This window comes from Caballeronia sp. Sq4a, assembly GCF_023170545.1.
Taxonomy (GTDB): Bacteria; Pseudomonadota; Gammaproteobacteria; order Burkholderiales; family Burkholderiaceae; genus Caballeronia.
The window spans coordinates 760,611-787,544 of record NZ_CP084252.1 but is presented as its reverse complement, the minus strand read 5'-3'; the positions used below and the strand labels follow the sequence as shown (position 1 = coordinate 787,544).

The following is a 26,934-nucleotide window of genomic DNA, read 5'->3' as shown; positions in this document are numbered from 1 at the left end:
ATCAACGCGCCGCTTCGGCTTCCGGCTCGTTGGTCGTGTAGGCCGGCGTTTCGCGGCCTTCGCCGGGAAGCGGCTTGCCTTCCAGCGGCGGCAGCTTCTTGGCTTCTTCGAGGTCGATGCCCGCGCCCTGCGCGACGCGCGTTCCGTAGTCCGGATCGCAATGCCAGAAGTGCCACGCCATGCGCAGCGCGATCGGCTTCGGGCACGCCTTCATGTCTTCGACGAGGTTCGCGATCAGGTCATCGCGCTCCCAATCCTCGAACGTGCGATACCGCTCGCCGGCCTGCTTGTAGTCGTCCTGCGTGCGCGACGTCTGATAGCGTCCGAGATGCCCTTGGACCCACTGGTGGTAGTCGTGCTCCTTCTTCGGCGCTTCTTTCAGGCCACCCATCATGCTCGGCTCATAGTTGACGTGCGGATTCTCGCCCGCCTGATCGACGTAGTACGCCATCTGCCCGTCGCGCTGATTCGTGCGCGCGCCGTTTTTCGGCGCATTGACCGGCAGTTGCAGATAGTTCGGGCCGACGCGATACCGCTGCGTATCCGAATACGAGAGCGTGCGTCCTTGCAGCATCTTGTCGTCGGAGAAGTCGATGCCGTCCACCAGCACGCCGGTGCCGAACGCGGACTGCTCCGTTTCGGCGAACACGTTCTTCGGGTTCCGGTCGAGCACGAGACGTCCCACCGGCAGCAGCGGAAACTTGTCCTCGGGCCAACGTTTCGTGTCGTCGAGCGGATCGAAGTCGAGCTCGGGATGCTCGTCGTCCGACATGATCTGCACGCACATTTCCCACTCGGGATACTCGCCGCGTTCGATCGCGTCGTACAGGTCGCGCGTGGCATGGCCCACGTCCTTCGCCTGAATCTCGGACGCCTGCTGCGAGGTCAGATTCCTGACGCCCGCTTTCGGCTCGAACGAGAACTTGACGAGCACCGCTTCGCCCTGATCGTTCACGAGCTTGTACGTGTTGACGCTGGAACCCTGCATGTGGCGGTAGTCGGCGGGAATGCCCCACGGACTCTTGACCCACGTCACCATGTGCAGCGATTCCGGATGATGCGCGATGAAATCGTAGAAGCGCCACGGTTCCTGCCGGTTCGAGACAGGATCGGGCTTGAACGCGTGGATCATGTCGGGGAACTTGATCGCATCGCGGATGAAGAAAATCTTGAGGTTATTACCGACGAGGTCCCAGTTGCCGTCTTCCGTATAGAACTTGATGGCAAAGCCGCGCGGATCGCGTGCCGTCTCGGGCGACTCCTTGCCGCCGATCACCGTGGAAAAGCGCAGGAAAACGGGCGTCTTGACGCCGGTTTGCGTCAGGACCTTGGCGCGTGTGTACTTGGATGCCGGTTCATTGCCGATCTTGCCGTACGGCTCGAAATAGCCGTGAGCCGCGGTGCCGCGCGCATGCACGACGCGCTCGGGAATGCGTTCGCGATCGAAGTGAGTAATCTTTTCGATGAACGGATAATTTTCCAGCGTCGCCGGGCCGCGTTCGCCGACGGTGCGCAGGCTCTGATTGTCGGGAACAGGATGTCCCTGTCGCGTGGTGAGAAATGCCTTGTCGCTCATAGCGCGCTCCTTGCTCTGTGCCAGAGTCACAGGTGAGTGGTCGAGCCGGCGGCATCGTCCTTGTCCGCCGGTTCGTCTCGTCGTAGCAACGCGCATACCGGTCGACAATACAATGGACGACGACGCGCTTCATTCGCGAAGCGCGTCGTCGTCCAGTATTCGTCGATGTCTGAGCGGGCAGATCGTTATGTCGATCTGCCCGCGTACCGCTTACTTCGGGTTTGCCGCCACGAAGTTCTTGAACGCGCTGTAGGCCGCCTTGGTGGTCTTGCCGTCGTTCTTCAAGAGACCGTAGTTGCCTTCGCCGCCTGCGGGGTCGTCGTACAGCTGATACGCCTGGATCGACTGGATGTTGTACTTGGAAGCGATCGAAACGAACTGCGCCATCATCTTGTTGCCCACGAGGTACGCCGCGATCTGGTCATCCGTGCCGAGCCACGGCCGCACGCCGAACTCGTTGATCCAGATCGGCTTGCCGAACTGTTGCAGCGTCGCGAGGATGTCGTGACAGCCCGTGCCGCCGCAAGCATGCGTGATGTCGCCCTGATCCGAATACCAGTGCCACGCGGTGATGTCCCACGTCACCTTCGGATAGCCCGACGTGCCGTCCGGCTGCGTGCCGTTCCAGAGCATCTGGTCGAAGCCGTAGTGCATCCACGCGCCGCCGCCGATGATGATCTTGCCGTTCGTATCCACCGACTTGATGCCCGCGATCATGCCGCGCACGATGCCGCGCGCAATCTGGAACTTGGCGTTGACGAACTGCTGCGGATACACGCCGTCCACATTGCCGGTCAGAAGGCTGCTGTCGAGCTCGTTGCTCACTTCGTAGTACGGGTACTTATACGCCGTTGCCGTTTGCTTGCCGAGCGTGAAGCCCGCGTTGTAGGCATCGGTTTCGTTCGTGAAGCTGCTCACGCCGATGAGCAACACCGGATAAACCGTGACGCCTGCCGCTGCTGCCGTCTTCGCGATGCCGGCGAGCTTGGTCGCCGAACCGAGGTTGTACACCTCGTTGCGGTAAAGCGTGGCGCCGAGGTCTTTCACCTGTTGAAGCTGAAGCGTGGGCGTCGAAATGTCGTACGCGCCGCCTTCGTTATTGTGGCCGTTGATGCCGTAGAAAATGCTGCCCGGCACGGTCGAGGCCTTCGCGGTTGCGGCTGCATCGAAGGCGGAGTCGGCGGCGCTGCCACCGCCGCAAGCGGCAAGCAGCAATCCCGTGGTCATTGCGGCGGCGATGGCCGCCTTGCGCGCGAAGAGGCGTCGAGTGGTGGTCTGGGTCATGACTTTTTGTTGGTTAGTATGGTAAGTACTACTGATAGACAAGCGTGCATCGTTAAGAAGAGGCGTGCTGTCCGGAGCGCCGTTTCAGGGGCGGGTCGGCAACGGGCCATGCGTCCCGCGTATCCCTGCGGGCGGGCAAAGCTGCATTAACTTCGATTCAACTGCCGAGCGCGTTCGCTTCCGTGGCGTTCACCATTCGGAAGTGCAAGAGTGCAAACGTTTGCAGTTGAATCGCTTTAGGAAGGACTTACCGAGTTTGTAACCAGGTGTTGCTCTTCTTGCTTGTTTAACGACCCGCCCCAGACCGACTTTAGCTTTTGTCTAAAGAATCTACTGCACGTTTTTTGGCGTGCGGTAGAAGTTACTTTTCGACTCGCGACGCGTTCTCGGCCCGAAGAAAATCGACGAACGCGCGCAGCGGCCCCGGCATATGAGCACGGCTCGGGTAGTAGAGCGACGGCCCCGGAAAGCTCTGCCACCACGGCTTGAGCACGGGAACCAGCGTGCCGCGCTCGATCTCCGCGCGGACGAACTCTTCGAAGGTATAGGTCAAGCCGAGTCCGGCGAGGGCGGCGCTGCGGCTCAGTTCGATCGACGTGGTGGCAAGCGGCCCGCGCGGCGTGATGCGCACCGTCTTGCCGCCGCGCTTGAATTCCCACGACGCGAGCACGCCGCTCTCGAAGCGATGCCCGATGCACGCGTGGTTCACCAGTTCGCGCGGATGCTTCGGCTCACCATGCGCTTCGAGATAGGCCGGCGCGGCGGCCGCGACGAAGCGTTGCGTGCGCGGTCCGATCGGCACCGCGATCATGTCGCGCTCGATGCTTTCGTCGTAGCGGATGCCTGCGTCGAAGCCCGCGGCGAGCACGTCGATGAAGTTGTCGGTTGCGCTGACTTCGAGCGAGATGCCCGGATGCGCGGCAAGAAAGCGCGGAATGATGGACGGAAGAATTTCCCGCGAGGCGATGGTCGGCACATTGAGACGCAGCGTGCCGGTGGGACTGTCGCGAAAGACGTTGACGGCGTCGAGCGCGCCGGCGATCTCCGCGAACGCGGGCGTGAGCCGCTCGATCAGACGCTGCCCGGCTTCCGTCGGCGTCACGCTGCGCGTGGTGCGATTAAGGAGCCGCACGCCGAGCCGCGCTTCGAGACGGCGAATGGCGTCGCTCAGAGACGAAGCGGACACGCCGCGCAAGAGCGCCGCCTGACGGAAGCCGCGCGAGCGCGCCACCGCGAGATACGCATGCAGGTCCGACAGATCCGGTTCGCTCATTGTTCGCCTCGGCGCACAGCCCATTCGCATTGAGGCGGATTATCGCACGCGGGGTTTGCTCGGATAATGCATCGCAAGCCCGGGTTCGCGGGCTCCATCGTCTGACTATCTCGTTCGGAGAACCCACATGAAAGTGCGTCAACTCGGCAAGACGGGACCGCAATCGTCCGCCATCGGTCTCGGCTGCATGGGCATGTCCGGCATGTACGGCCCGTCCGACCGCGCGGAAAGCGTCGCGACGATTCACGCCGCGCTCGAAGCCGGCGTCACGCTGCTCGATACCGGCGACTTCTACGGCATGGGCCACAACGAATTGCTGATCGCCGAGGCGCTGAAGAGCGCGCCGCCGTCGCGCCGCGATTCGGCGATCATCAGCGTGAAGTTCGGCGGCATGCGTGACCCGGCGGGCAACTGGACCGACTACGACGCGCGGCCCAATGCGGTGAAGAACTTTCTCGCCTACACGTTGCAGCGCCTGCAAGTGGACCATATCGACATTTACCGCCCCGCGCGGCTCGATCCCAAGGTGCCGATAGAAGACACCGTGGGCGCGATCGCGGACATGATCCAGGCGGGCTACGTGCGCCACGTCGGACTGTCCGAAGTGGGCGCGGCGACCATCCGCAAGGCAGCGGCCGTGCATCCGGTGTGCGATCTGCAAATCGAATACTCGCTGATTTCGCGCGGCATCGAGGACGCGATCCTGCCGGCGTGCCGGGAACTCGGCATCGGCATGACGGCGTACGGCGTGCTGTCGCGCGGCCTCATCAGCGGCCACTGGACGAAGGCATCGGCGCAAGGGGGCGACTGGCGCGCGCACAGCCCGCGGTTTCAGGAGGGCAACGTCGAGCGCAACCTCGCGCTCGTCGATGCGCTCGCGCAGATCGCGCAGAAGAAGAGCGTGAGCGTGGCGCAGATCGCGATTGCGTGGGTGCTCGCGCAGGGCGAGGACATCGTGCCGGTCATCGGCGCGCGCACGCGGGAGCGGCTCGACGAATCGCTGGGCGCGCTGGATGTCTCGCTGAACGCGGACGATATCGCCGCCATCGAGGCCGCGGTGCCAAAGGGCGCCGCCGCCGGAGACCGCTATGCGGCCGTGCAGATGGCGCATCTCGATAGCGAGAAAGGCTGACCGCGCGCGCAAGACGGAGCGGGTCCACGAGTTGCGGCGTGAGTCGCGTGCGCTTTTCAGCGCGCGACCGATTCACTGCCGCAGCGCGGCCAAGGAGATTCTGATGAAGGCATTCGTCGTCCGCGCGCCGGGCGGACTGGACAAGCTCGAGATTCGCGACATCGCCGACCCGGGCGAGCCGGGGCCGGGACAGATCCGCGTTGCGATACACGCGACATCGCTCAACTTTCACGATCTGCTCGTGGTGAGCGGCAAGAGCCCGACCGCCGATGGCCGCGTGCCGATGGCGGACGGCGCGGGCGTCGTCGAGGCGCTCGGCGAGGGCGTGACCGAGTTCGCCGTCGGCGACGCTGTGGTGTCGTGCTTCTTCCCGCAATGGCTAGACGGCGCGGCGCAAGCCGAGGTGGGCAACTTCGCGGGCACGCCGGGCGACGGCATCGACGGCATGGCGGCGATGCACGTGGTGCGCGCGGCGACCGCTTTCACCCACGCGCCGCGCGGCTGGGCTCACGCCGAAGCCGCGACCATCACGACAGCGGGGCTCACCGCGTGGCGCGCGCTCGTGGTGGACGGCGCGCTGAAGGCGGGCGATACCGTGCTCGCGCTCGGCACCGGCGGCGTGTCGATTGCGGCGTTGCAGATCGGCAAGATGATGGGCGCGCGAGTCATCGTCACGTCGTCGTCCGACGAGAAGCTGGAGCGCGTGAAGGCGCTCGGCGCGGACGAGGTCGTCAACTACCGCAAACACGAGAAGTGGGCGGCGCAGGTGCTTGAGCTGACCGGCGGACGAGGCGTCGATCACGTGATCGAAGTAGGCGGGCCCGGCACGCTCGCGCAGTCCATCGAGGCGGTGCGCGTGGGCGGGCATATCTCGTTGATCGGCGTGTTGACGGGGCGCGAAGGCATCGTGCCGACGTCGCTCCTGATGGCGCGGCAGGCGCGCTTGCAGGGGCTGATCGTCGGCAGCCGGCGGCAACAGCAGGAGTATGTGCGCGCGCTGGAACAGAGCGGCGTGCGGCCCGTCATCGACAAGACTTTCGACTTCGATGCGCTCGCGGATGCGTTCCGCTATCAGCAAAGCGCGGCGCATCTTGGGAAGATTTGCGTAGAGTGGTAAGCGCTGCGATGCCGCGCGTGGCATGCGCATTGCACGGATGCTGGTCGAATAATCGAAGGAGAATGCAATGACTGGCAAGTACACAGCGGCATTGGGTCTGGTGCTCACCACTGCGGTAATCGCCGCGACGTCCGCCTCGGCGAACGACGCGGGCGGCTCCGCCCTGCTGCTCGCGCAGGCGACGCCGGGCAATCAGCAGCGCAACGAAGGGCTCGGCGTGCGCGGCGGGCAGTCGGGACAGAGCGGGCAAGGCGCGAGTCCGCAGGGCGGCCAGGGCGGCGCGACCCAGACCGGCACGCCGCCGGCGGAACTGAAGCGCGATGAGACTGCGCGGCAGCATGGGAAGGTGGGCGGGGCGTCGGGGGCGAGTGGCAAGTAGGGCGTGGCGGCGGCGCGGGTTGGTCGAACAAGCATGAATAGTCGATGCCGGGGTTCGCGCGTGTCGCCTTCGAGCCGACGCCTCGACGTTGCAGAATGTCCGCCGCGCAAGGCGCTGCATGCAGCCCGTTGCCGGAGTCGCGTCGCTCGATATGAGTTCGATGACCATCGTCCTCTATCCGATGCTCGACTCGCTGCGAGCAAGCGCGCTATGCACAACTCGCAGCTCCACTCGTTTGACCCATCGAATTGAACGCGACCGGCGCCGTGGCCAATCGCGCGTCGCGTTATGCCGGGACGTATCGAAGGATGGCGAGCCGCATTCCGTCGAACTGATCCGCCGATACGCCCGCGATGTTCGATAGTCGCCGTTCGCGACCCCGGCATTCCGGTCGGCGCGAGGCATCCGGACGAAGCGCGGGCGCTGCTCCGGTTCCTCGCATCGCCCGCCGCGCAGCCGACCGTACGCAAGACCGGGCTCGATTCGGTCGCGCAATGAAGCTTGGTCGATACGGGCGCGGTTTCGTAGAGCGTTGCAAATTGCAAGGAGTTGCGCTCGCCGTGCGTGGTCTATGCTGCCCAGTTTCCAATGCGGGGACGGCGGCGCTACGGACCACAAAAAATGCCTTCGTAGCCCGACGCAATGAAGCGCGTTGCTGACCGCGACGCGCGTCGTCTCACGAATATCAGCCGTCGATCTACCCGTACACCTCCGCCTCAGCCAATCCTTCCTCGAACACGACCCACCGGTTCCTTCCCCCGTGCTTGGCCGCATACATCGCCGCGTCGGCCTTGTTCAGAAGCGGCTGTGCTTCATTGCCGTCTTCGGGACACGTGCTGATGCCCACGCTCAGACGCGGACCGACCGTGTCGCTGCCGAGCCGCACCGGCGCGTTCACCGCGTCGATGAGCCGCGCGGCCAGCGACGTCACCACTTCCAGCGCGGGCAGCGTCGACACCATCACGAATTCGTCGCCGCCGTATCGCCCGATCTGCTCCGTGACGCCCGCCGTCGTCATGAGCCGCGCCGCGACCGTGGCCAGCAATTCGTCGCCGTGATGATGGCCGAGCGAATCGTTCACCACCTTGAACTCGTCGAGATCGATGAACAGCACGCTCACGCGCGTACCGTCCGCGCGCGCCCGCGCGAGCGTGTCGTCCAGACGCCGCGCGAGCGTCGCCCGGTTCAGTAGGCCGGTGAGCACGTCGCGTTCGTTCAGATGCTTGAGCGCGCGGGAGCGCTCAGCGAGCTTGATCGCCGTGCGGTGCGTGACGATGCCGAGCGACAACGGATAGACGATCAGCATCGGCGCACTCGCGATGGTGCTCGCCGACACGCTGCCCCAGTCGAATCCGACGCCAAATACGAGCGCGCCGAGGGCGAATCCCGCGAGACAAAAGAGCGAGCCGCGCGCGAGCAGGCGCGCGCCGCCCGCCGCCACGTTGTTCATCATGAACATCAAGAGGACGAGCGTGGACGGCAGCCACGCGAACTTCATCGCGACGACGATCATCGCGCCCGCGAGGTTGTCCACGTAGATATTGCGTCGCTCGCTGCGGTCCGGGTAGGCGCCGCTGCGCGCGATCAGAAACGCGACGTGCGGCCAGCCGAAGCAATACGCCAGCACGAATAGCCGCGCGCCGGCCGATGCATGCTGCATCCACAGCACCGTCTGAACGAGGACGAAGCCCATCGCGAGGCCGATGCAGCGCAGCCAATACGACCGCCGCGCAAAGCCGGCGCCGCGCCGATGCGTCGTCGGGCGTTCGTCCGACGCGAGATCGGATGCATCAACGAAGGTCATGACAGCGGCCCCCGGTCGATGCAAAGCTTGCGCGATGCGCGAAACCACTTCCGCACCCGAGCATGCCCGGCGCATCGCCGCCACGGGCGACGAAGCGGCGAGTGATCGATAGAAGGTGACGAAGCATGGGCCTGAAGGATGGACGAGCGAACGAGCCGGCCGCGCGGCAAACGCGAGGCGATAGCTGGTTTACGTCGCGCGGATGCGATGCTTTAGCGGGACGAACGGCGCATTTACCCGCAGAACGCCGCGTACCTTTTGTCGAGGCGCGGCAGCGTAACGCTTTCGAAAGTCCGTCCCGACGAATCGTCAACTCAGAGTAAGTCCGCCGCAAGCGCGCTGTCTTAATGAGGCCATCAGCGGATGCTTAAATCCGTCGCGCGTGCACAGCGCGCGCTCTCGCTTTCGCGGCGCCTGAAAGCGCGAACGAACGAACCACTATCAAAACGACACCGGAGTCCCCTTCATGTTTCGTCGAGCCCTCATGGTTGGCGCATCGGCCGCCGCCGCAATCGGCATGTACGCCTGCGGCAGCGACCATAACGACACCCCGCAAAGCGCGCAGAACAAGCTCGCCACGGCGACGCCGATCAAGCATCTCGTCGTGATCTTCAACGAGAACGTCTCGTTCGATCACTACTTCGCGACCTACCCGAACGCCACGAATCCGGCCGGCGAACCGGCCTTCACGGCGGCGGCGGGCACCCCGCCAGTCAACGGCCTGAGCGGCACGCTGCTCACCGCCAACCCGAACTTCACGAATACGCAGAACGGCGCGGCGGCGGCCAATCCGTTTCGCCTCGACCGCACGCACGCGGCCACCGCCGACCAGAATCACGCGTACACCGCCGAGCAGCAGGCCTATAACAACGGCGCGGCCGACCTGTTCCCGAAGTACACGGGTAAGGGTTCGAGCGGCGGCGCGGGTTCGTTCGGCACGGCCGGTCAGGTGATGGGCTACTTCGACGGCAATACGGTCACCGCGCTCTGGAACTACGCGCAGAAATTCGCGATGAGCGACAACGCCTACACCGACACCTACGGCCCGTCGACGCCGGGCGCGCTCGAAGTGGTGTCCGGCCAGAACAACGGCATGCAGATCGTCAAGGCGAGCAAGCCCGTGTTCAACATGACGACGGCCTCCGGTTCGTACTATGTCGCGGACGGTCAGGGCGGCTACTCGATGATCAACGACGTCGATCCCGGCTACGACGTCTGCTCGAGCACGACCGACCAGGCGATGATGACCTCGAAGAACATCGGCGATCTGCTCAACGCGAAGAACATCACGTGGGGCGGCTTCATGGGCGGCTTCAACCTCGCGACCGTGAACGGCAACGGCACGACGGGCTGCAAGCGCAGCACGGTGTCGCCGGTGGTCGGACAGGCGACGGCCGACTATATCCCGCATCACAACTGGTTCCAGTACTACGCGTCGACGGCCAATCCGCAGCACTTGCGCCCGAGCTCGACGGCGGCCATCGGGTCGTCCGTGGAAGCGGACGGCAAGACGCCGGAGCCCGCGAACCATCAGTACGACAGCGACGACTTCTTCGCGGCGGTGAAGGCGGGCAACTATCCGTCGGTGAGCTTCGTGAAGGCGCCCGCGTTCCAGGACGGCCACGCCGGCTACTCGGACCCGCTCGACGAACAGGCGTTCACGGCGAAGGTCGTGAACTTCCTGCAGCAGCAGCCGGACTGGAACAGCACCGCCGTGATCGTCGCATGGGACGACTCGGACGGCTGGTACGACCACGCGTACGCCACGCCGACCGCGTCTTCGTTCGACGCGCAGGCCGACCAGCTGAACGGCGCGGGCAAGTGCGGCTCGGGCGCGGCGCCGATCGGCGTGAACGGCGGCGCCGTGAACGGCCGCTGCGGTCCGGGCACGCGCATTCCGTTCCTCGTGATCTCGCCGTGGGCGAAGGTGAACTACGTCGATCACACGCCGATCAGCCAGGCGTCCGTGGTGCGCTTCATCGAAGACAACTGGCTCGGCTCGGCGCGTCTGGGCGGCGGCTCATTCGATGCGACCGCCGGCAGCATCATGGGCATGTTCGACTTCAGCGGCAAGGGGAACAACGCGAAGCTCTTCGTCGATCCGAACCTCGGCTCGCCGGTGGCTTCCGTGCCGGCCATCTAAGCACGCCACACACGCACAGGCACACGCGCACGCGCTGCGCGTCCGTGCGTGCGCGTGTCATCACGTTTTCTGTTGTCGCCGCTTGCCGGCGACAACGCGTTTTCATCGAAGCTCTCGTATTCATCAGTCCATGTCCACTACCGTCGATCCGGCTCTCGGCCAGTCCAGTGATCAACCGAACCGGAAGCGCCGCGCGCTTCGTGTGGCCGCTGCGCTCACCGTCGCGGCGGGCGCGTTCGGCGCGTATGCCGTCGTCGCGCCGTCGCGCATGCCCGCGGTAATCGGCGATATCGTCGAGAATCTGACCGGCGCGAACGCGCACCCCGTCGTCTTGCAACGTCCGCCCGCAGTGCAACTGAGCGCCGTCGCCCAACTCGGCAAGCGCATCTTCTTCGACCGCAGTCTTTCGGCGTCGGGCCAGCAGTCGTGCGCCTCGTGCCACGATCCGGCGCACGCATTCGGCCCGCCGAACGACCTCGCCGTGCAACAGGGCGGGCCGCATCTGACGCTGCCGGGCTACCGGCCGCCGCCGTCACTCATGTATCTGTATCGCCAGCCGGCATTCAGCATCGGTCCCGATCAGGGCGATGCCGACGAAGCGCCGGATCTCGCGAAACTCGCCGCGCAGGCGAGCGGCACGGCCCGCGCGCAGAAAAGCGCGGGCGTGGCGCCCACCGCCCCGGCGATGGTGCCGCAAGGCGGCCTCTTCTGGGACGGCCGCGCGGACACGTTGCAGGCGCAAGCGAGCGGGCCGATGGTCAACCCGGTCGAAATGGCGAACGCGAGCCTCGCGCAAGTCGCGGACAAGCTCGCGCATACGTCGTACAAGGGGGACTTCGAGAAGCTCTTCGGGCCGCGCATTTTCGATAGCGGCGATCTGGCGGTATCGGAGGCCATGTTCGCCGTGGCCCGCTATCAGGTGGAGGAGCAGGCGTTTCATCCGTACACGAGCAAATACGACTACTGGCTCGAAGGCAAGGCGCGGCTGACGCAGGCGGAATTGCACGGACTGCGCCTCTTCAACGATCCCGACAAGGCGAATTGCGCGGGCTGTCATGTGTCTAAGCCGAGCCCCGACGGTCTGCCGCCGATGTTCACCGACTTCCAGTACGAATCGCTAGGCGTGCCGCGCAATAAGGCGCTCGCGATCAATCGCGATCCGACGTTCTACGACATGGGCGTGTGCGGGCCGTTCCGCGAAGACCTGCGCGAACAGACGCAGTATTGCGGCATGTTCCTCACGCCCACGCTGCGCAACGTCGCGACGCGGCACGCGTTCTTTCATAACGGCATCTATCGTTCACTGGACGACGTGATGGCGTTCTATAACGAGCGCAATACCGCGCCGCAGAAGTTCTACCCGAAGAACGCCAAAGGCGAGGTGCGCAAATACGACGACCTGCCGCCGCAATTTCACGCGAACGTGGACGACAAGGACGCGCCGTTCGATCGCAAGCCCGGCGATACGCCCGCTATGACGCAAGAGGATATTCACGATATCGTCGCGTTTCTGCACACGCTCAACGATGGGTATGGGCCTTGAACAGCGCGGTCGCTAAGGCGTTCGCATGACACGCCGCGGCACGTGCGGCGCGTTTTGCGCGATATCGTCGAGCTCGTCGCGCACGACGTCGATGCTGAACATCGCTTCTTCGCGCGCGCCGTCGACGTGAATGGTCTCGAGTCGTCGGCGCACCGCGCCATAGCGCGCGCCGGCTTTGCGATGCAACTCCGCGCGTTCGCTATAGCGCAGAAATGTCTGCAATGAGGCGAGCACCGCAGCGCTCATGCTCGTGAGTCCGACGACCACGCGTAATCCCGGCGACACGGCCAGCGTCACCAGCGACACGAACGCCGATGTGCCCGTGAGCGCGGTGATGGCGATGACCGCGAGCCCCAATTGTCGCGCGCAGGCACTCAGGCGGTCGGCCATCGCGTAGTGACGTAACTGCGCTTCGCGGGCGCGTCTTATCCAGGTGAGAACGAGCGTTTCCGGGTCGTGCGGCGGGTCGTAGGGCGCGTGCTTAGTAGTAGTGGGCATGTTCAGAAAGCATTGAGATCTTGATAGTGAATATGCCTGCTGAATAAGACACACCATGTCTCGGACAAAGAGGCTGGCACGGCAACGCCTTTCTTATCGAAACTCTTTGCGCATTACGATCGATCGTTCGATTTCACCTCGAACGGGACGCATGCCGTCTCCTCGTCAAGTCTTGCTCGTCGCGTAGAATGAACTCGCCGCTTCGTCTCGTCTCCCGCGAAACAGGACACTCCATGCTCCAGCCATTTGCATCGTCAGAGCCGTTTACGATCGGAGTCGAACTGGAAGTTCAGGTCGTGAATACGCACGACTACAACCTGACGAAGGCGACGACAGAACTTCGGAATCGCGTAAGAGAAGAGCGTTTCGAGGGCGCGATTAATCCAGAGACAACCGAAGGCATGATCGAGTTGTCGACGGGCATCTGCAAGAACTTCGATCAGGCAAGAAGCGAATTGCAGGTGCTTCGCGATACGCTCGTTCGGGCAGGCGACTTTCTCAATGTCGGCGTGTGCGGCGGAGGAACCAATTTCTTCCAGAACTGGTACGACCAGCGTTCCGACGGACGCGAGCGCTCCGAATATTTGATGGGGCTTTATGGCGCGCTCTATCAGCAATTCACGATTTTCGGCCAGCACGTGCATGTCGGCTGCGCGGACCCGGACTCGGCACTCGTTCTGTTGCACTCGCTTTCGCGTTACGTGCCGCATTTCATTGCGCTCGCCGCGTCTTCTCCATTCGTGCAAGGCAGCGACACGCAGTTTCAATGCGCCCGCCTGAATTCCGTCGCGCCGTTTCCGTTGTCGGGGCAAGCGCCGTTCGTGACGAAATGGAGTGAGTTCGAAGCGTACTTCGAGCGCATGACGCACACGGGTCTCGTCAAAAGCCTGAAAGACTTCTATTGGGACATTCGTCCGAGTCCGGGATACGGGACCATCGAAGTGCGCGTGATGGATACGCCGCTGCGCGTCGAATGGGCCGCGGCCATTGCCGCGTATATTCAGTCGCTCGCGCGCTATCTGCTGACCGATTTGCCTCTGCGCCTGACCGAGCGCGACTATGAAGTCTATCGGGCGAACCGGTTCATGGCGTGCCGCTTCGGACTGGATGGCGTATGCGTGAATCCGGAGACATTAAATCGCCGCCCGATTCGCGAAGACATTCTCGCCACGCTCGACGCCATCGCGCCGCACGCCCACGCGCTCGCCGCTGATGAAGCGCTCGATGCGATCAGGCGCACCGTGACGCAGGGGATGACCGATGCGATGTGGCTGCGCCGCATCTACGGCGCGCACGATTCGCTGCACGAAGTCGTGCGCCAGCAGTGCCGCGTATGGCGCGGCGCGCAGACGCCGGAATGATGCGGCTCTTGCTGACTTACTGTGACACCGCCGCGACGCAGTCGATCTCGATGTCGAAGCGTCCCGGCCACGCGGGTACATTCACGAAGATGCGCGCCGGCGGCGCATGCCCGAAGAAGCGCGCATAGATTTCGTTCACGACGGAAAACATCTCCACCGACGTGCAGTAGACATTGCACTTCAAGACCTGATCTAGCGACGATCCCGCCGTCTCCACGCATAGCTTCAATTGCTCCAGCACGCCTTGCGTCTGCTGCTCGATGGGCGCGTCGAGCACGTCGCCGGTCTCGGGATCGAAGGGCGGAAGACCGGAGACATACACGGTGTCGCGATGACGCGTGACAACCGATGCCGGCGCCTTCCTTCGTTCGAGCCAACTGGAAAGCGGTTCCACGCGAATGATTTCACGAGCCATCACACGCTCCTTCGAAGTCATGCGTTGCCTGAAAACAGCGCGTTGAGTTGGGCGCCGGATGCCGCGCCTTCGAAACCGTCGAAGCGTCCGTCGGCAAGCGTCGCGGCCGCGCGCATGAAACCGCCCCACGCGGCCCGCGCCAGCGCGCCGCCGACGCTCACGCGCCGCACGCCGAGCGCGGCGAGGTCGCTCAGCGTGAAGGCCGACGGTCCGCCGATGAGCACGTTGACGGGTTTGGGCGCGACGGTGGCGACCACGGCCTCGATCTGCTCGCGAGTGTGAATGCCGGGCGCGTAAAGGCAGTCGGCGCCCGCTGCCGCGTAGGCCGCGAGGCGCGCGAGCGTGTCGTTCAGATCGGGCGTTCCGGCAAAGAAGTTCTCCGCGCGGCCGATCAAGAGCGTGTCGCCGCCATTCGCATCGATGGCGCGCCGCGCCGCTTGCAGGCGCGCGACGGCGACGTCGAGCGGAAAGAGCGGCGCGGACGCGTCGCCGGTGGAATCTTCGATCGACAAGCCGGCCACGCCGGTCGCGACCGCCAGCTCGACGCTTGCGGCAACCTCGGCGGGCGTCGCGCCGAAGCCGTTCTCGAAGTCGGCGTTCACGGGCAGATCAGTGGCGTCCACCATCGCGCGCAAATGCGCGAGGACGAGATCGCGCGTGACGTGGTTGTCGGCGTGTCCGGTGGACCAGGCAAAGCCGGAGCTCGTCGTCGCGAGCGCCTGAAAGCCGAGGCTCGCGAGATAACGCGCGCTGCCCGCGTCCCAAGGGTTCGGCAATATGAAGCAACCCGACTCATGCAATGCGCGAAAGGCCGCGCGTTTCTCTGCGACGCTGCGTGACATGACGTTCTCCGATGGTTGATGCCAACTCTCGACGATTGTCTCACCCGCCCGCGCCGAGTCGTTTCACGCGCGCCTGAAGCATCGCTGCATCACCGCACATAGTCCAGAAGCCCTTGCACGAGCGCATCGAAGGTCGCGCGGCACGGCGGCGATGCGCGCAGGTCCTCGTGCATGGTCACCCACGTTTCCAGTTGCAGCGCGACCAGCTTGGGCAGCACGCGGACGAGCGCCGCGTCGCGGCGGGCGAGCGGCACCTGACACACGCCGATGCCCGCGCCCGCGCGGATCAGCGCGAATTGCGCGACATCGCTGTCGGTGCGTAGCGAAAGCGCGCCGCGCGAGTAGCCGGGAAATGCCTTGCTCGCCTCGCGGACAAAGGCCGTCCATTGATCGTAGCCGATGATCGCGTGTTTCCACAGCGCCGCCGCGTTCCGGGGCGTGCCGTGCATCGCGAGATAGTCGCGATGCGCATGCAGCCCGAGTTCGATGCTGCCGATACGTCGCGCGACGAGTTGCGTCTGCTTCGGCCGCACCATGCGCACGGCGATATCGGCTTCGCGCCTGAGCAGGTCCTGCACGCGATTGGACAGCACCAGTTCCACGACCAGCTGTGGATGCCTTTGCCGCAGCGCCGCGATGATGGGCGGCAGCACTTCGACGCCGACCACTTCGCTCGCCGATACGCGCACCACGCCTCGCACGTCGCCGCCATTGCCGTGACCACTGGCCGCGCGTTCCAGCGATAGAGCCGTGCTCTGCATTGCCTTCGCATGAGCGCGCAGGGTGAGCGCGACGTCCGTCGGCTGCAAGCCGGTTTGCGAACGCGTGAAGAGGCTCACGTTCAACGCCCGTTCGAGCGCCTCGATGTGACGGCCAGCGGTCGGTTGCGTGATGCCCAATGCGCGCGCCGCCGCCGACAGCGATCCTTCCTGAAGCACCGCCAATAGCGTGCGATAGAGTTCCCAGCCTATGTTGTCCGCCATGCAAATTTGTATATCCGCTCTACGTGGTTCAGCAATTCTATTGCAGGCGTGTCTCGCGCAGAATCATCCAATCGACATAACAGGAGCGTGGAATGACTCGGGAAACGGCTTTGGTGCTGGGCGCAACCGGCGGCATCGGCGGCGAGGTTGCGCGGCAGTTGCGCGATGCAGGCTGGCATGTGCGCGGCCTGCGGCGTTCCGCTGCGGCGAGCGAGCAGACGGACGGCATCGAATGGATGCACGGCGATGCGATGAATCGCGCGGACGTGACGCGCGCGGCGAAGGGAGCGACGGTCATCGTGCATGCGGTGAATCCGCCCGGCTACCGGCGCTGGGCCGACCTCGTGCTGCCGATGCTCGACAACACGATCGCGGCAGCGAAGACGGAACGCGCGACGATCGTGCTGCCGGGCACGGTGTACAACTTCGGACCGGACGCGTTTCCCGTTATCGCCGAAGATGCGCCGCAGCATCCGGTCACGAAGAAAGGCGCGATTCGCGTCGAGATGGAAGCGCGGCTCGAACGTGCAAGCCGCGACGGCGTGCAGACATTGATTGTGCGCGCGGGCGATTTCTTCGGCGGGCCGAAAGCGGGCAACAACTGGTTCTCGCAAGGGCTCGTCAAGCCGGGGCAGCGGGTCGAAAAAATCGTCTATCCGGGGATGGCCGGTGTCGGACATGCATGGTCGTATCTGCCGGACGTGGCGCGCACCATGGTCGAATTGCTCGCGCGCCGCGATAGACTGGATCGTTTCGCGCGCTTTCATATGGGCGGCCACTGGGACGAGGACGGCACGCAATTCGCCGCAGCCATTCAACGCGTGGTCGCGCGACACACCGGGCGAGCGCCTGCGATCGGCGCCTTTCCGTGGTGGCTGCTGACGCTTGCATCGCCCTTCAACGTGACTTTCCGCGAGATGCGCGAAATGCGTTATTTGTGGCGAACGCCGGTGCGCATGATCAACACACGGCTGCTCGATGTGCTCGGTCATGAGCCGCATACGCCGCTCGACGATGCAATCGAAGCGACGCTTCTGGGTCTGGGCTGCGTTGAGTCTTGAACGAGAGGCGTAACCAGACAGGGATTGCGCATAGCCGCTCGTCGTCGTAACGTGAGTCATCCGGCGTCGCGATTGCCGAGGGCAACGATCATGTCAACCGAGTGGAAGCGTCGCGTCCGATTGTTCGTGCAGCGTTTCTGGCAGCCGACGAGTGCATGCATGACCTGCATGCCGGGTAGCTGGAGCAATGTCATGAGTCTGGCGCACTGGACTATCGCATTCAAAACTGGTCTTCTGACCGGACTGCTCGCGGTGCTCCTCACTTTCACGCCGGCGATGAAACTCTATGGAAACCGATACGGCAATGCATTGCTGGTGGGCTTGCTGACTGCGTTAGGCGATGCGTATTCACACGCAAGTCATTACTCCAATCCGTACGTCGAACATATTCTGACGGGCGTGGTATCGGGAATCTTCGCGCTCATCGCTTCATTTCTATTCGAGGACCGCGCTCGCCGCATTCGTAAGATTTGGGCGCGTATCTTCGGATAGCGTGCATTTCGCGGCTTCTTGCGCGCCAAAAATTCGTCAAATTGCGTTTGATTCGATCGATGTCGGCCATTGTGTCACGCGATGAATGTGTTTCGCGGGCAACGCATATGGCATAGTGCGGGCATTGCAATCGAAAAGGGGAGTCCTATGGCAACGCTCAAAGACATTCAGACGAAGATAGCCAAGCTACAGGCGCAAGCCGAAGCAATAGCGAAGAAAGAGTCGGCGGGTGTCATCGCCCGAATTCATTCGTTGATGGACGAATATGGTTTGACTGTCGACGACTTGCGCGCGCACGGGGCCGGCAAGAACATCGACGCGAAACGCGGCGCGAGCACCGGGTCGCAGAAAGGCGGCGCGTCGACTGCGAAATATCGCGATCCGAAGACCGGCGCGACGTGGAGCGGTCACGGCCGCGCGCCCGGCTGGATTGCCAATGCGAAGAACCGCAACAGGTTCCTCATCGACGCTGGCGCGAGCACGGGTTCATCCGCCGATGCGAAAGCGGCCAAGCCGCTCGGCAATTATGTACGCGGCCCGCAGCCGCCGAAGTATCGCGATCCGAAGACGGGCGCGGAATGGAGTGGCCGAGGCAAGGCGCCGGCGTGGCTCGCCTCCGCTAAAGACAGGACCAAGTTTCTGATCGATGCGACAGGGGCGAACGGCGCGCCGGCGAAAAAGACGGCAACCAAGAAGACGGCCACGAAGAAAGTCGCAAAGAAAGCGCAGGCCGCGACCAGGAAAACGGCGACGAAGAAGGCTGCAAAGAAGGCTTCCGTCAAGCGCGCTTCGGTATCCGACCCTGCGCAAAATGGCAGCGCGAACGCAGCCGAGGCCAGTTAAGTCACGCGAGCGCCGGGTCGTCATGTCAATGACTCCGGCGCTTCTTCGAGCACGGCAAAGAAGCGTGCTACTCGCTCGCCTTGCATGGCGAGCGATCAATCATCGGCCCAATTCACCAACTCATGCGAAACGAAGGCACGCATGCGGGCTACTCTCTCCTGCCAAATCAAAGCGAACACGAGCCGATGAGCCGCTCATCGACGAGGTAAAGCCTACCTTCGCAACTCACTCTTATTCCTGCTGGCGCAGTAAGTCTTATTGAATTGATTGCCATCCCACGCGTTGGTAAACGCCCCGCTTGACTTCCATCGCGCCGCCGTCAACGATTCTTATGCGGACGCAAAAAAGCGCACCGCACGACGCGGCACCAGAACGCCGTTCACGAGAGCCGTTCACGAGAGCGATCCAATTGCCAGGAGGAAGGAGACATGCCCGAAGCATTCTGCAGGCCTCGCACTATTCGATACGTCAACAAGGCAGCGGTGGCGGCTGCACCGTTTGCCGCGCTGGCGCTTGCCGCGTGTCATGGCGGAAACGACGATAACAATAACGGCACGCCGCCGACCGCTGCGCTCAGTTGTGCGCAACTCGCGGGAATGAGCGTGCCTGCAAACGCGATCGGTTTGCCGACGACGGGCGCGACCGTCGCCGCCGCCGCGGTCGTGCCCGCTTCGGGAACGGGCGTCTCGGCGACGCCCGAGTATTGCCTCGTGAGCGGATCGATTGCGCCCGTCGATCAGACCGCGCCGAAGATCAACTTCCAGGTTGCGATGCCGACGCAGTGGAACAGCAAGGCGATGATGTTCGGTGGCGGCGGCTATGACGGCACGATACCCGCCGTGACGGGCAACGTCCCGGCCGGCCCGACGACACAGCCCGCGCCGCTTGCTCGCGGCTATGCGGTGTTCGCGAGCGATTCGGGCCATCAGGCGGGCGCGCTCGGCAGCCGCGACGGTTCGTTCGGCACTAACGACGAAGCCGTCGCGAACTTCTCCGGCGATGCGCTCAAGAAAACGCGCGATGCGGCGGTCTATCTGATCGGCAAGCGTTATGCGGTGGACAAGCCCAAGCGCGCCTACTTCGCAGGCGGCTCGTCCGGCGGACGCGAGGCGTTGGCCGTCGTGCAGCGTTGGCCGCAGGACTGGGACGGCTCCATCGTGCTGTATCCGGCATGGAATGCCGCGTCGCTGGACCTTCAGTTCGGCCGCATCACGCGCGCGCTCGCGCAGCCGGGCGCCTATCCGAATCAGGCGAAGCGCAAGGTACTGCTCGATGCCGCGGTGTCCGCCTGCGATGCGCTCGACGGCGTGGCCGACGGTCTCATCAGCAACGTGGCCGCCTGCAATGCGAGCTTCGATCCGGCGACCGCGACGGTGAACGGCACGCCGCTGCGATGCGCGAACGGCGCGGACACGGGCGACACGTGCCTTTCCGATGCGCAGATCACCGCGCTGAAGGTGTACGCGACGCCGATCACATTCAACTATCAGCTCGCCAGCGGAGAGACGCAGTATCCCGGCTTCAACGTGTGGGGCGCGGACCTGGGCGTCGTAAATGCATCGCCGGTGCAGCCGACCGTCATCAGCCTTGCGTTGAATCTGCTGCAGCCGGCGAGCCCGATGCCTGCCACCGCGCCTTACTTCAGCGTCTTCTGGGACCAGTGGATTCGCTACTTCGTGGCGCGTGACCCGAGCGTCAATTCGCTCACGGTCGATCCGCAAAGCCCGGGCGCGTATCAGGCACGCATCAGCGCGCTGACGGCCGAGCAGGACGTGAACAAGACGGACCTGTCCGCGTTCAATGCGAAGGGCGGCAAGATCCTGATGGCGCACGGCATGGCCGATGCACTGGTGAGCACGCAGGCCACGGAGCAGTATTACCAGCGCCTGCGTCAGACGATGGGCGCGTCCACGGTCAGCAATTTCGTGCGCTATTACGAGATTCCCGGCTACGGGCACTCGACCAGCAGCATCTTCAACGCGGGATGGGACTCGCTGACGACGCTCGAGAACTGGGTCGAGAAGGGCGTGACGCCGCCTGCGCAGATCGTCGCGGACAAGACCGGCGTGCCGGGCCGCACGCGCCCGCTGTGCGAGTACCCGGCGTTCCCGCGCTATAACGGTTCGGGCGATGTGAACGTCGCGTCGAGCTTCACGTGCGCGGCGCAGTAGTGGCAGTCTGATTGCCGATGCCGCGGGCTTGCATCATGCTCGCGGCATCGGTTTTATCGGCGGGGCGGGGAAGTCGAGTAACGCTCGGGCATCGGCCAAGCGCGGCCAAGCGCGTTCAATGCGCCGTGGCTGCCCGCATCGCGCGATATTCACGCCGCACGATATCCATCAGCTCGGCCACCGACGTATTCGCGCTGCGCTGCTCATACGTGACGCGGCCGCGCTGCATCAACATGATGCGATCCGCTATGTCGAGCGTCTGCGCATAGTTGTGCATGATCATGATGATCGACAGTCCGCCTTTCTCCTTTAGCCGCAGCACGAGGTCGATGATGAGCCCCGCTTCGCGCGCGCCCATTGCGGCGAGCGGTTCGTCGAGCAGCAGAATGCGCGCGTTCGAATTGACGGCGCGGGCCACGGCGATCGCCTGGCGCTGACCGCCCGACAGACGCTCCACCGGCAAATCGACGGACGGCACATGCACGCCGATATCGTCGAGACATTGCGCCGCGCGCTCGCGCATCTGCTTGTGATCCACGAGCCGCATGAGACTGAGCGGCCCGCGCCGCACGATCTCGCGGTTCAGAAACATGTTGTGGTAGATGCTGAGCGAATTGGCGAGCGCGAGGTCCTGATACACGCATTCGATGCCGAGCGAACGCGCGTGATCGACGGAACGAATCAGCGTTTCCTGGCCGTGCACGTGCAGCGTGCCGCTCGTCTGCTGATGAAAGCCCGTGAGAATCTTGACGAGCGTGGACTTGCCCGCGCCGTTGTCGCCGAGCACGCCGAGAATTTCGCCCTTGCCGAGCGTGAGCGAGACGCCGTCGAGCGCGGTCACCGCGCCGAAGCGTTTCACGAGGTTGTCGCCGCGCAAGGCGAGATCGGGCGCGGCGGTTTGCGCTTCAGCCATTACCGTCCTCCCTTGCGGCGAATGCGCCCGACGTGAATGTTGAAGATCATCGCGGCGAGAATCGCGGCGCCGAGAATGATGTTGAACGTGAACGCGTTGATGCCGATGAGCGTGAAGCCGTCGTTCAGAATGCCGAGCACCGCTGCGCCGATCACGCCGCCGACGATCGTGCCCGAGCCGCCCGTCAGCGGCGTGCCGCCGATCACGGCTGCCGCGACCGCGAGGAACATGATCTGATTGCCGCCCGCCTGCGGATCGATGGACGTGATGCGGAAGCCTTCGAGTATGCCCGTGAGGCCCGCGAGCACCGCCGCGAGAACGAAGTTACCCAGACGCAGCCGGTTCACGAGAATGCCCGCTTCGCCCGCGCCGAGCGGGTTCGCGCCCGCCGCCTGCGTATGCAGGCCCCAGCGCGTGTGCCGCAACAGCACATGCATGATGATCGCGAGCCCGACCGTCCAGATGATCTCGCTGTAGCCCCACGCGCCCATGACGGCGGCGAACTCCGGCGAGCCGGGCGTCGCGACCGGCGTGCCGCGCGACACCGTGAGCGTGATGCCGTTGATGAGGAACAGCGTGCCGAGCGTCGTGACGAAGGAGGGCAGGCGCAGATACACGGTCACCGCGCCGTTCACGAAGCCGATGATGGCCGCCGCGACGAGGCCCGCGATCACGGCGAGCCACATCGGCGCGCCGGCATCGTTGGCGAAGACCATCATGAACGGCGCGAACGCGAACACCATGCCCGCCGACAGATCGATATCGCCGCCGATCATCAGCATGATTTCGCCCAGCGCGATGATCGCCACCGGCGCGATGAACTGCGACAGGTTGACGAGGCTCGCGTTGGAGAGCAGGAAGTCGTGGTTGAGAATCTGAAAGTACGCGGCGAGCAGCACCGCGACGAGCAGTATCCGCAACTCGGCCGCCCATTGGGCGAAGAGCGCGCCGCGCGGTCTCGCGACCGGCGCGGCGCCGTGTGTTTTGCCCGGCTCGTTCAGCGTATTCATCAGGACTTGATCGCGCCGCTCATCGGAACGATTTGCGGCTTGGTGGTCTTGCCTTCATAACGCGTCGACGTATTGAGGTACGGCTCGACGGTCGCCTTGGTCACGAACTTGAGACCCGTGTTGATGTTCGCCGGTCCGACGAGTCCGCCCGACGCGAGGAACGTGAACGCTTCCACCACGGTATAGAAGCCCTGCACGTACGGCTGCTGGTCGATGGTGAAATCGAGGAAGCCTTCGTGGATCAGCTGGACGGTTTGCGGCAACAGGTCGAAGCCGCCGCCATGCACGCCCTTCGACGGCAGGTTCGATTCCTTCATCACTTGCGCGACGCCTTGCGTGCTGCCTGCATCGACGGCGAACATGCCTTTGAGGTTCTGGTGTCCCAGATAGAACGACTTGATCTTGGACAGTTCCTCGTTGACCGTCGCGCCCGTCGCCACGGTCTGAATGTCGATCTTCTTGCCCGACTTCTTGATGGCATCGCTCGCGCCGTCCAGACGCGGCTGGATGTTCAACTGACCCGGCGTCGAGATGAAAAGCGCCACCATGCCGCTATCGACGAGACTCGCAATGCGCTCGCCCATCTGATAACCCGAGAGATACAGTTCCTGCCCGATATACGCGAGACGCGGACTCGTCTTGCCGCGCGGCGCGTCGGCGTTATAGGCGAACACCGGAATGCCGGCATCGAGCGCGGCCTGAATCGGCTTGTCGAATGCAGTCGGATCGACGATCGGCACGGCGATGGCATCGGCTTTCGCGGCAATCGCGGAGTTCACGGCGCGCACCATTTCGCCGGCATCGGACGTGGCTGAGCCGGTCCACTGATAGTCCATGCCGAAGAGCGAGCACGCGTCCTGTATGCCGTATTGCGTCGGCACGAAAAACGGATTCGTGGTGACGTGATTGACGAACACGATCTTCCACTTCTTGTGCTGCGGAAAAGCGGATTCGGCAGCCTGAGCGCTCGAAATCAGTCCGCCCGCGCCCGTGACGCCGCCCAGCAGCGACAGCGCCGCGCCGAGCCCCGCGCCCTGCATCAGGCCGCGCCTTGCGGTGCTGATGCTGTTGTTATCGTCTTTCGTGTCCCGGTTCTGCGTCATGTCCACCTCCGTTTCTTGGTCGATGCGAGTCGACGTGTCGTCGATTGCGTCCAGATAATGGGTGATCGCTTGCTAATCACTTCAGAGCGGCTTTCACATTGGAAAGACGTCGAGATGATTTTCTTTCGATGCGTTTCGATGAAGCTCTGAATGCTTATTTATTCGCGTCTTGGCGCTCAGAAACGGGAATCGCGGCGGGCATGACGCACTGAATCGCGCGGTTGTCTCATATTTTGGTTTATGCAGCGCACAGGCGGGAAAAAAGAACAGAGCCACTATATGCAGCTATTTTCGGCGCTTCGATTAGAGCTTTCCCGATGAAACGCACGCACGGACTCATGCGGTGAATGAGTCCGCGAAAAGCGTGGCGATGCGGGCGGCGGCGAGGACCTGCGCTAACGCCCGAAAAGGTTCTCGCGAATCTGAAGCAGATGCCCGGTCAGTAGCTCGCAAGCCAGCTCGGCGTCGCGATCCCGAAGCGCATCGACGATGGCGCGGTGTTGCGCCTCGTACTGACTGCGACGCTCCGGCGTGAGCGACTTGCGCTTCAGGCGTCCCCATTCGCCTTGCTCGCGCACTTCGTTCGTCAATTCCAGCACGCGCAGAAAGAAGCTGTTATGCGTGGCCACTGCGAACGCGCGATGCAACTCGCCATCCCAGTGCTCGAATTCTTCGATGCTCGCCGCCGCTTCCGAACGCTCGATGCACTCGGTCATGTGCGTAAAGTCGGCGACCGTCGCATAGCGCACGATCAAGCCCGGCATCAGCGGTTCGATCAAGAGCCGCGCTTCCATCAGTTCGGCAGGGCTCGTCTGCACGACGTCGTTCTTTGGCTCCGGTTGCGGCTCGGGCGGCGTTAGCGGCGTTAGCGGCGCCACCGGGCTTGCCGACATCCCGCCCGGCATCACGAACGTGCCGCTGCCGACTGCCTGGCGAATGAGCCCGCGTTCCTTGAGATCCGCGAGCACGCGGCGCACGGCGCCCCGCGACGCGCCGAACTCTTCGCTCAGCTCGCGCTCCGGCGGCAAACGCACGCCCACACCCAGCCGGCCGCTGCGGATCGCCTCTTCGAGATAGTGGGCGAGCTCGCGCGCTCCTTTGGACCTGACTGTCAGCCTGATTTCGTCGACGCTGCTCATGACTTTTCCTGCGCATCCTTTTAGACCAATTGGTATCGATGATTGGTTAACCCTAGTTCTCTTTGTCCTTTTTTGGTCCTAGAGTGGCTCCAGATTCACCGACAAGTCTAGATTAAAGGCCCACCATGAAATTAGCAACTTTGCGGGTAGATGGCGCGAAAACAGTCGCTCTCGTGGATTCGGAAGGCGGCAAGTACTGGCCGGTTTCCGAGCTTTGCGACGGCTTCTCCGGCGACATGGTCCAATTGGTTCAACAATTCGCCGACCTGCGCGAAACGCTCAAGCCGCGCGGCGAAGGCAAGCCGCTCGCCTCGGCGCAAGTGCTCGCGCCGATCGACCAGCCGCGCCGCAACGTGTTCTGTGTCGGCAAGAACTATCACGACCACGCCGAAGAATTCAGCAAGTCGGGCTTCGACAAGAGCGCGCAGGCGGGCGAGCACATTCCGGAAGCGCCGGTCGTGTTCACCAAGCCCGTCTCGACGATCATCGCGACAGGCGAGCGCATTCCGCGCCACGCCGACGTGACGCAGCAGATGGACTACGAAGTGGAGATCGGCGTCGTGATCGGCAAGGCCGGGCGCGGCATCAAGAAGGCCGACGCGATGAACCACGTCTTCGGCTACACGATCATCAACGACGTGACCGCGCGCGATCTGCAAAAGCTGCATCGCCAATGGTTCATCGGCAAGTCGCTCGACGGCTTCTGCCCGATGGGTCCGTTTCTCGTCACGGCGGACGAGATCGACGCCGAGAACATCGACGTGCGCTGCTGGATCAACGGCGAGCTGCGTCAGGAATCGAACTCAAAGCTTCTGATTTTCGATATCCCGACGATCATCGAGACGCTTTCGGCCGGCATGGAGCTTCAGCCGGGCGACGTCATCGCGACGGGCACGCCCGCGGGCGTGGGCATCGGCTTCAATCCTCCGAAATTCCTGCAAAGCGGCGACGTCGTGCGCATGGAGATTCCGGGCATCGGCATTCTTGAAAACGAGGTGGCGTGAACATGGCAACGAGAGAAGTGCAGGGCGTATTCATCGAGACCGAGGGCGAAGGCGCGCCGGTCGTGTGCATTCACGGTCTCGGCGGATCGTCGAACAACTGGACGCCGGTGCTGCCGGCATTCGAGGGCAAGAAGGCCATTCGCATCGACCTGCCGGGCAGCGCGCGTTCGCCGTTGCCGGAGCAGAAGCTGTCGATCGATCTGTATGTTGACACGATCGCCTCGGTCCTGCGCGAGATGCAAGTCACGAAGGCCGATGTCGTCGCGCATTCGATGGGCACGATCGTCGCGCAGCATCTGGCCGTGAAGCATCCGGAACTGGTGAAGAGCCTGGCGCTCTTCGGGCCGCTCGTCGCGCCGCCGGATGCGGGCCGCGAAGGCATGCGCCAGCGCGCCGGAATCGCGCGCGAGAAGGGCGTGCCGGGGGTGCAGGAGATTGCCGATGCCATCGTCAAGGGCGCGACCAGCGACGAAACGAAGTCGCAGCGCCCGGTGACGCTCGCGCTCGTGCGCGAAAGCGTGATGCGGCAGTCGCCCGAAGGCTACGCGCAAAGTTGCGAGGCGCTCGCGGGCGCGCAGGCCGCCGAGATCGAGCGCATCGAAGTGCCGACGCTGCTCGTCACCGGCGATCAGGACGGCGTCGGCAAGCCGGATGCGGTGAAAGCGATGGCCGAGCGCATCAAAGGCGCGAAGGTCGTCGTGCTGAACGGCTGCGGCCACTGGACGACGTTCGAGAAGCCCGCCGAATCGATGGCGGAACTCAAGCGCTTCTATGAGGCAGCGCAGTGAAGAACTGAACGAGCCGGCACGCCGCGTCGAAGAAGCGCCGCAGAGACGGCCACGACCGGC

24 protein-coding genes and 1 pseudogene are annotated in these 26,934 nt (G+C 63.9%); 13 read left to right on the top strand and 12 right to left on the bottom strand.

Features of this window, described 5'->3' with window-relative positions:
* Position 1 precedes the first annotated feature (1 nt).
* The 3 genes from LDZ24_RS23120 to LDZ24_RS23110 form a co-directional block, all read right to left on the bottom strand.
* Positions 2 to 1,576, bottom strand: coding sequence for a catalase (locus tag LDZ24_RS23120; protein ID WP_248323549.1), 1,575 nt, complete (start codon positions 1,574 to 1,576; stop codon positions 2 to 4).
* A 210-nt stretch (positions 1,577 to 1,786) separates the two neighbouring features.
* Entirely contained in the window at positions 1,787 to 2,860 is a 1,074-nt protein-coding gene (locus LDZ24_RS23115) for a glycosyl hydrolase (RefSeq protein WP_248323548.1), read from the bottom strand.
* Positions 2,861 to 3,221: 361 nt separating this feature from the next.
* A complete protein-coding gene (locus LDZ24_RS23110; RefSeq protein ID WP_248323547.1) occupies positions 3,222 to 4,133 on the bottom strand; it encodes a LysR family transcriptional regulator in 912 nt (303 codons plus the stop codon).
* A 127-nt stretch (positions 4,134 to 4,260) separates the two neighbouring features.
* Here LDZ24_RS23110 and LDZ24_RS23105 point away from each other — a divergent pair, with 127 nt between their 5' ends.
* From LDZ24_RS23105 to LDZ24_RS23090, 4 genes and pseudogenes are all read left to right on the top strand, one after another.
* Entirely contained in the window at positions 4,261 to 5,265 is a 1,005-nt protein-coding gene (locus tag LDZ24_RS23105; RefSeq protein WP_248323546.1) for an aldo/keto reductase, read from the top strand.
* Positions 5,266 to 5,368: 103 nt separating this feature from the next.
* On the top strand, positions 5,369 to 6,382 hold the full coding sequence (locus LDZ24_RS23100) for an NAD(P)-dependent alcohol dehydrogenase (protein ID WP_248323545.1): 1,014 nt from the start codon (positions 5,369 to 5,371) through the stop codon (positions 6,380 to 6,382).
* A gap of 67 nt (positions 6,383 to 6,449) precedes the next feature.
* Positions 6,450 to 6,761, top strand: a complete 312-nt coding sequence (locus tag LDZ24_RS23095) for a hypothetical protein (RefSeq protein ID WP_248323544.1) — start codon at positions 6,450 to 6,452, stop codon at positions 6,759 to 6,761.
* A 381-nt stretch (positions 6,762 to 7,142) separates the two neighbouring features.
* A pseudogene (locus LDZ24_RS23090) lies at positions 7,143 to 7,259 on the top strand (substrate-binding domain-containing protein); the annotation flags it as partial.
* 199 nt (positions 7,260 to 7,458) lie between these two features.
* On the opposite strand, the gene LDZ24_RS23085 reads toward LDZ24_RS23090, so the two are convergent.
* The gene (locus tag LDZ24_RS23085; RefSeq protein ID WP_248323543.1) at positions 7,459 to 8,565 is read right to left on the bottom strand and encodes a sensor domain-containing diguanylate cyclase; all 1,107 of its coding nucleotides are present in this window, start codon (positions 8,563 to 8,565) and stop codon (positions 7,459 to 7,461) included.
* Positions 8,566 to 9,031: 466 nt separating this feature from the next.
* On the opposite strand from LDZ24_RS23085, the gene LDZ24_RS23080 reads away from it, so the two are divergent.
* Together LDZ24_RS23080 and LDZ24_RS23075 are read left to right on the top strand one after the other, a co-directional pair.
* On the top strand, positions 9,032 to 10,708 hold the full coding sequence (locus LDZ24_RS23080) for a phospholipase C (RefSeq protein ID WP_248323542.1): 1,677 nt from the start codon (positions 9,032 to 9,034) through the stop codon (positions 10,706 to 10,708).
* Between the two features lie 130 nt (positions 10,709 to 10,838).
* Positions 10,839 to 12,251: a cytochrome-c peroxidase gene (locus tag LDZ24_RS23075; RefSeq protein WP_248323541.1), complete on the top strand. Its 1,413-nt coding sequence runs from the start codon at positions 10,839 to 10,841 to the stop codon at positions 12,249 to 12,251.
* Between the two features lie 12 nt (positions 12,252 to 12,263).
* On the opposite strand, the gene LDZ24_RS23070 is transcribed toward LDZ24_RS23075, so the two are convergent.
* Positions 12,264 to 12,749 carry an SLATT domain-containing protein gene (locus LDZ24_RS23070; RefSeq protein ID WP_248323540.1) on the bottom strand — a complete coding sequence of 162 codons (486 nt, stop codon included), beginning with the start codon at positions 12,747 to 12,749 and terminating at the stop codon, positions 12,264 to 12,266.
* A gap of 233 nt (positions 12,750 to 12,982) precedes the next feature.
* Between LDZ24_RS23070 and LDZ24_RS23065 the strand changes: the two genes are divergently transcribed.
* Positions 12,983 to 14,110 (top strand): YbdK family carboxylate-amine ligase, encoded by a 1,128-nt coding sequence (locus tag LDZ24_RS23065; protein ID WP_248323539.1) that lies wholly within the window; start codon positions 12,983 to 12,985, stop codon positions 14,108 to 14,110.
* A 16-nt stretch (positions 14,111 to 14,126) separates the two neighbouring features.
* On the opposite strand, the gene LDZ24_RS23060 is transcribed toward LDZ24_RS23065, so the two are convergent.
* From LDZ24_RS23060 to LDZ24_RS23050, 3 genes are all read right to left on the bottom strand, one after another.
* Positions 14,127 to 14,525, bottom strand: coding sequence for a RidA family protein (locus tag LDZ24_RS23060; RefSeq protein WP_248323538.1), 399 nt, complete (start codon positions 14,523 to 14,525; stop codon positions 14,127 to 14,129).
* A 17-nt stretch (positions 14,526 to 14,542) separates the two neighbouring features.
* The gene (locus LDZ24_RS23055) at positions 14,543 to 15,367 is read right to left on the bottom strand and encodes an oxaloacetate decarboxylase (RefSeq protein WP_248323537.1); all 825 of its coding nucleotides are present in this window, start codon (positions 15,365 to 15,367) and stop codon (positions 14,543 to 14,545) included.
* Between the two features lie 89 nt (positions 15,368 to 15,456).
* Entirely contained in the window at positions 15,457 to 16,350 is an 894-nt protein-coding gene (locus LDZ24_RS23050) for a LysR family transcriptional regulator (protein WP_248323536.1), read from the bottom strand.
* A gap of 92 nt (positions 16,351 to 16,442) precedes the next feature.
* Here LDZ24_RS23050 and LDZ24_RS23045 point away from each other — a divergent pair, with 92 nt between their 5' ends.
* From LDZ24_RS23045 to LDZ24_RS23030, 4 genes are all read left to right on the top strand, one after another.
* Positions 16,443 to 17,411: an NAD(P)H-binding protein gene (locus LDZ24_RS23045; protein ID WP_248323535.1), complete on the top strand. Its 969-nt coding sequence runs from the start codon at positions 16,443 to 16,445 to the stop codon at positions 17,409 to 17,411.
* 90 nt (positions 17,412 to 17,501) lie between these two features.
* Positions 17,502 to 17,903, top strand: a complete 402-nt coding sequence (locus tag LDZ24_RS23040; RefSeq protein ID WP_248323534.1) for a hypothetical protein — start codon at positions 17,502 to 17,504, stop codon at positions 17,901 to 17,903.
* Between the two features lie 147 nt (positions 17,904 to 18,050).
* A complete protein-coding gene (locus LDZ24_RS23035) occupies positions 18,051 to 18,746 on the top strand; it encodes an H-NS family nucleoid-associated regulatory protein (protein WP_248323533.1) in 696 nt (231 codons plus the stop codon).
* Between the two features lie 428 nt (positions 18,747 to 19,174).
* Complete coding sequence (locus tag LDZ24_RS23030) at positions 19,175 to 20,917, top strand: tannase/feruloyl esterase family alpha/beta hydrolase (RefSeq protein WP_248323532.1); 1,743 nt, start codon at positions 19,175 to 19,177, stop codon at positions 20,915 to 20,917.
* A gap of 115 nt (positions 20,918 to 21,032) precedes the next feature.
* Here LDZ24_RS23030 and LDZ24_RS23025 read toward each other — a convergent pair whose 3' ends face one another.
* The 4 genes from LDZ24_RS23025 to LDZ24_RS23010 all read right to left on the bottom strand — a co-directional run bounded on the left by LDZ24_RS23025 (position 21,033) and on the right by LDZ24_RS23010 (position 25,082).
* Positions 21,033 to 21,830 (bottom strand): ATP-binding cassette domain-containing protein, encoded by a 798-nt coding sequence (locus LDZ24_RS23025; protein WP_248323531.1) that lies wholly within the window; start codon positions 21,828 to 21,830, stop codon positions 21,033 to 21,035.
* Positions 21,830 to 22,840: an ABC transporter permease gene (locus tag LDZ24_RS23020; protein WP_248323530.1), complete on the bottom strand. Its 1,011-nt coding sequence runs from the start codon at positions 22,838 to 22,840 to the stop codon at positions 21,830 to 21,832. Before LDZ24_RS23020 ends, LDZ24_RS23025 begins: the two co-directional genes overlap by 1 nt.
* The gene (locus LDZ24_RS23015) at positions 22,840 to 23,943 is read right to left on the bottom strand and encodes a sugar ABC transporter substrate-binding protein (protein ID WP_248323529.1); all 1,104 of its coding nucleotides are present in this window, start codon (positions 23,941 to 23,943) and stop codon (positions 22,840 to 22,842) included. The genes LDZ24_RS23020 and LDZ24_RS23015 overlap by 1 nt, the downstream gene beginning before the upstream one ends.
* 395 nt (positions 23,944 to 24,338) lie before the next feature.
* The gene (locus LDZ24_RS23010) at positions 24,339 to 25,082 is read right to left on the bottom strand and encodes a FadR/GntR family transcriptional regulator (protein WP_248323528.1); all 744 of its coding nucleotides are present in this window, start codon (positions 25,080 to 25,082) and stop codon (positions 24,339 to 24,341) included.
* A gap of 125 nt (positions 25,083 to 25,207) precedes the next feature.
* Between LDZ24_RS23010 and LDZ24_RS23005 the strand changes: the two genes are divergently transcribed.
* Positions 25,208 to 26,086: a fumarylacetoacetate hydrolase family protein gene (locus LDZ24_RS23005; RefSeq protein WP_248323527.1), complete on the top strand. Its 879-nt coding sequence runs from the start codon at positions 25,208 to 25,210 to the stop codon at positions 26,084 to 26,086.
* 2 nt (positions 26,087 to 26,088) lie between these two features.
* The gene (locus LDZ24_RS23000) at positions 26,089 to 26,874 is read left to right on the top strand and encodes an alpha/beta fold hydrolase (RefSeq protein ID WP_248323526.1); all 786 of its coding nucleotides are present in this window, start codon (positions 26,089 to 26,091) and stop codon (positions 26,872 to 26,874) included.
* The last annotated feature ends 60 nt before the right edge of the window (positions 26,875 to 26,934 follow it).

Coding starts and splice junctions, on each gene's coding strand:
- LDZ24_RS23010 (WP_248323528.1), bottom strand. CDS start 25,082: ATGAGCAGCGTCGACGAAATCAGGCTGACAGTCAGGTCCAAAGGAGCG.
- LDZ24_RS23030 (WP_248323532.1), top strand. CDS start 19,175: ATGCCCGAAGCATTCTGCAGGCCTCGCACTATTCGATACGTCAACAAG.
- LDZ24_RS23100 (WP_248323545.1), top strand. CDS start 5,369: ATGAAGGCATTCGTCGTCCGCGCGCCGGGCGGACTGGACAAGCTCGAG.
- LDZ24_RS23015 (WP_248323529.1), bottom strand. CDS start 23,943: ATGACGCAGAACCGGGACACGAAAGACGATAACAACAGCATCAGCACC.
- LDZ24_RS23105 (WP_248323546.1), top strand. CDS start 4,261: ATGAAAGTGCGTCAACTCGGCAAGACGGGACCGCAATCGTCCGCCATC.
- LDZ24_RS23060 (WP_248323538.1), bottom strand. CDS start 14,525: ATGGCTCGTGAAATCATTCGCGTGGAACCGCTTTCCAGTTGGCTCGAA.
- LDZ24_RS23035 (WP_248323533.1), top strand. CDS start 18,051: ATGGCAACGCTCAAAGACATTCAGACGAAGATAGCCAAGCTACAGGCG.
- LDZ24_RS23040 (WP_248323534.1), top strand. CDS start 17,502: ATGTCAACCGAGTGGAAGCGTCGCGTCCGATTGTTCGTGCAGCGTTTC.
- LDZ24_RS23080 (WP_248323542.1), top strand. CDS start 9,032: ATGTTTCGTCGAGCCCTCATGGTTGGCGCATCGGCCGCCGCCGCAATC.
- LDZ24_RS23050 (WP_248323536.1), bottom strand. CDS start 16,350: ATGGCGGACAACATAGGCTGGGAACTCTATCGCACGCTATTGGCGGTG.
- LDZ24_RS23045 (WP_248323535.1), top strand. CDS start 16,443: ATGACTCGGGAAACGGCTTTGGTGCTGGGCGCAACCGGCGGCATCGGC.
- LDZ24_RS23055 (WP_248323537.1), bottom strand. CDS start 15,367: ATGTCACGCAGCGTCGCAGAGAAACGCGCGGCCTTTCGCGCATTGCAT.
- LDZ24_RS23110 (WP_248323547.1), bottom strand. CDS start 4,133: ATGAGCGAACCGGATCTGTCGGACCTGCATGCGTATCTCGCGGTGGCG.
- LDZ24_RS23075 (WP_248323541.1), top strand. CDS start 10,839: ATGTCCACTACCGTCGATCCGGCTCTCGGCCAGTCCAGTGATCAACCG.
- LDZ24_RS23005 (WP_248323527.1), top strand. CDS start 25,208: ATGAAATTAGCAACTTTGCGGGTAGATGGCGCGAAAACAGTCGCTCTC.
- LDZ24_RS23120 (WP_248323549.1), bottom strand. CDS start 1,576: ATGAGCGACAAGGCATTTCTCACCACGCGACAGGGACATCCTGTTCCC.
- LDZ24_RS23025 (WP_248323531.1), bottom strand. CDS start 21,830: ATGGCTGAAGCGCAAACCGCCGCGCCCGATCTCGCCTTGCGCGGCGAC.
- LDZ24_RS23000 (WP_248323526.1), top strand. CDS start 26,089: ATGGCAACGAGAGAAGTGCAGGGCGTATTCATCGAGACCGAGGGCGAA.
- LDZ24_RS23085 (WP_248323543.1), bottom strand. CDS start 8,565: ATGACCTTCGTTGATGCATCCGATCTCGCGTCGGACGAACGCCCGACG.
- LDZ24_RS23070 (WP_248323540.1), bottom strand. CDS start 12,749: ATGCCCACTACTACTAAGCACGCGCCCTACGACCCGCCGCACGACCCG.
- LDZ24_RS23095 (WP_248323544.1), top strand. CDS start 6,450: ATGACTGGCAAGTACACAGCGGCATTGGGTCTGGTGCTCACCACTGCG.
- LDZ24_RS23065 (WP_248323539.1), top strand. CDS start 12,983: ATGCTCCAGCCATTTGCATCGTCAGAGCCGTTTACGATCGGAGTCGAA.
- LDZ24_RS23115 (WP_248323548.1), bottom strand. CDS start 2,860: ATGACCCAGACCACCACTCGACGCCTCTTCGCGCGCAAGGCGGCCATC.
- LDZ24_RS23020 (WP_248323530.1), bottom strand. CDS start 22,840: ATGAATACGCTGAACGAGCCGGGCAAAACACACGGCGCCGCGCCGGTC.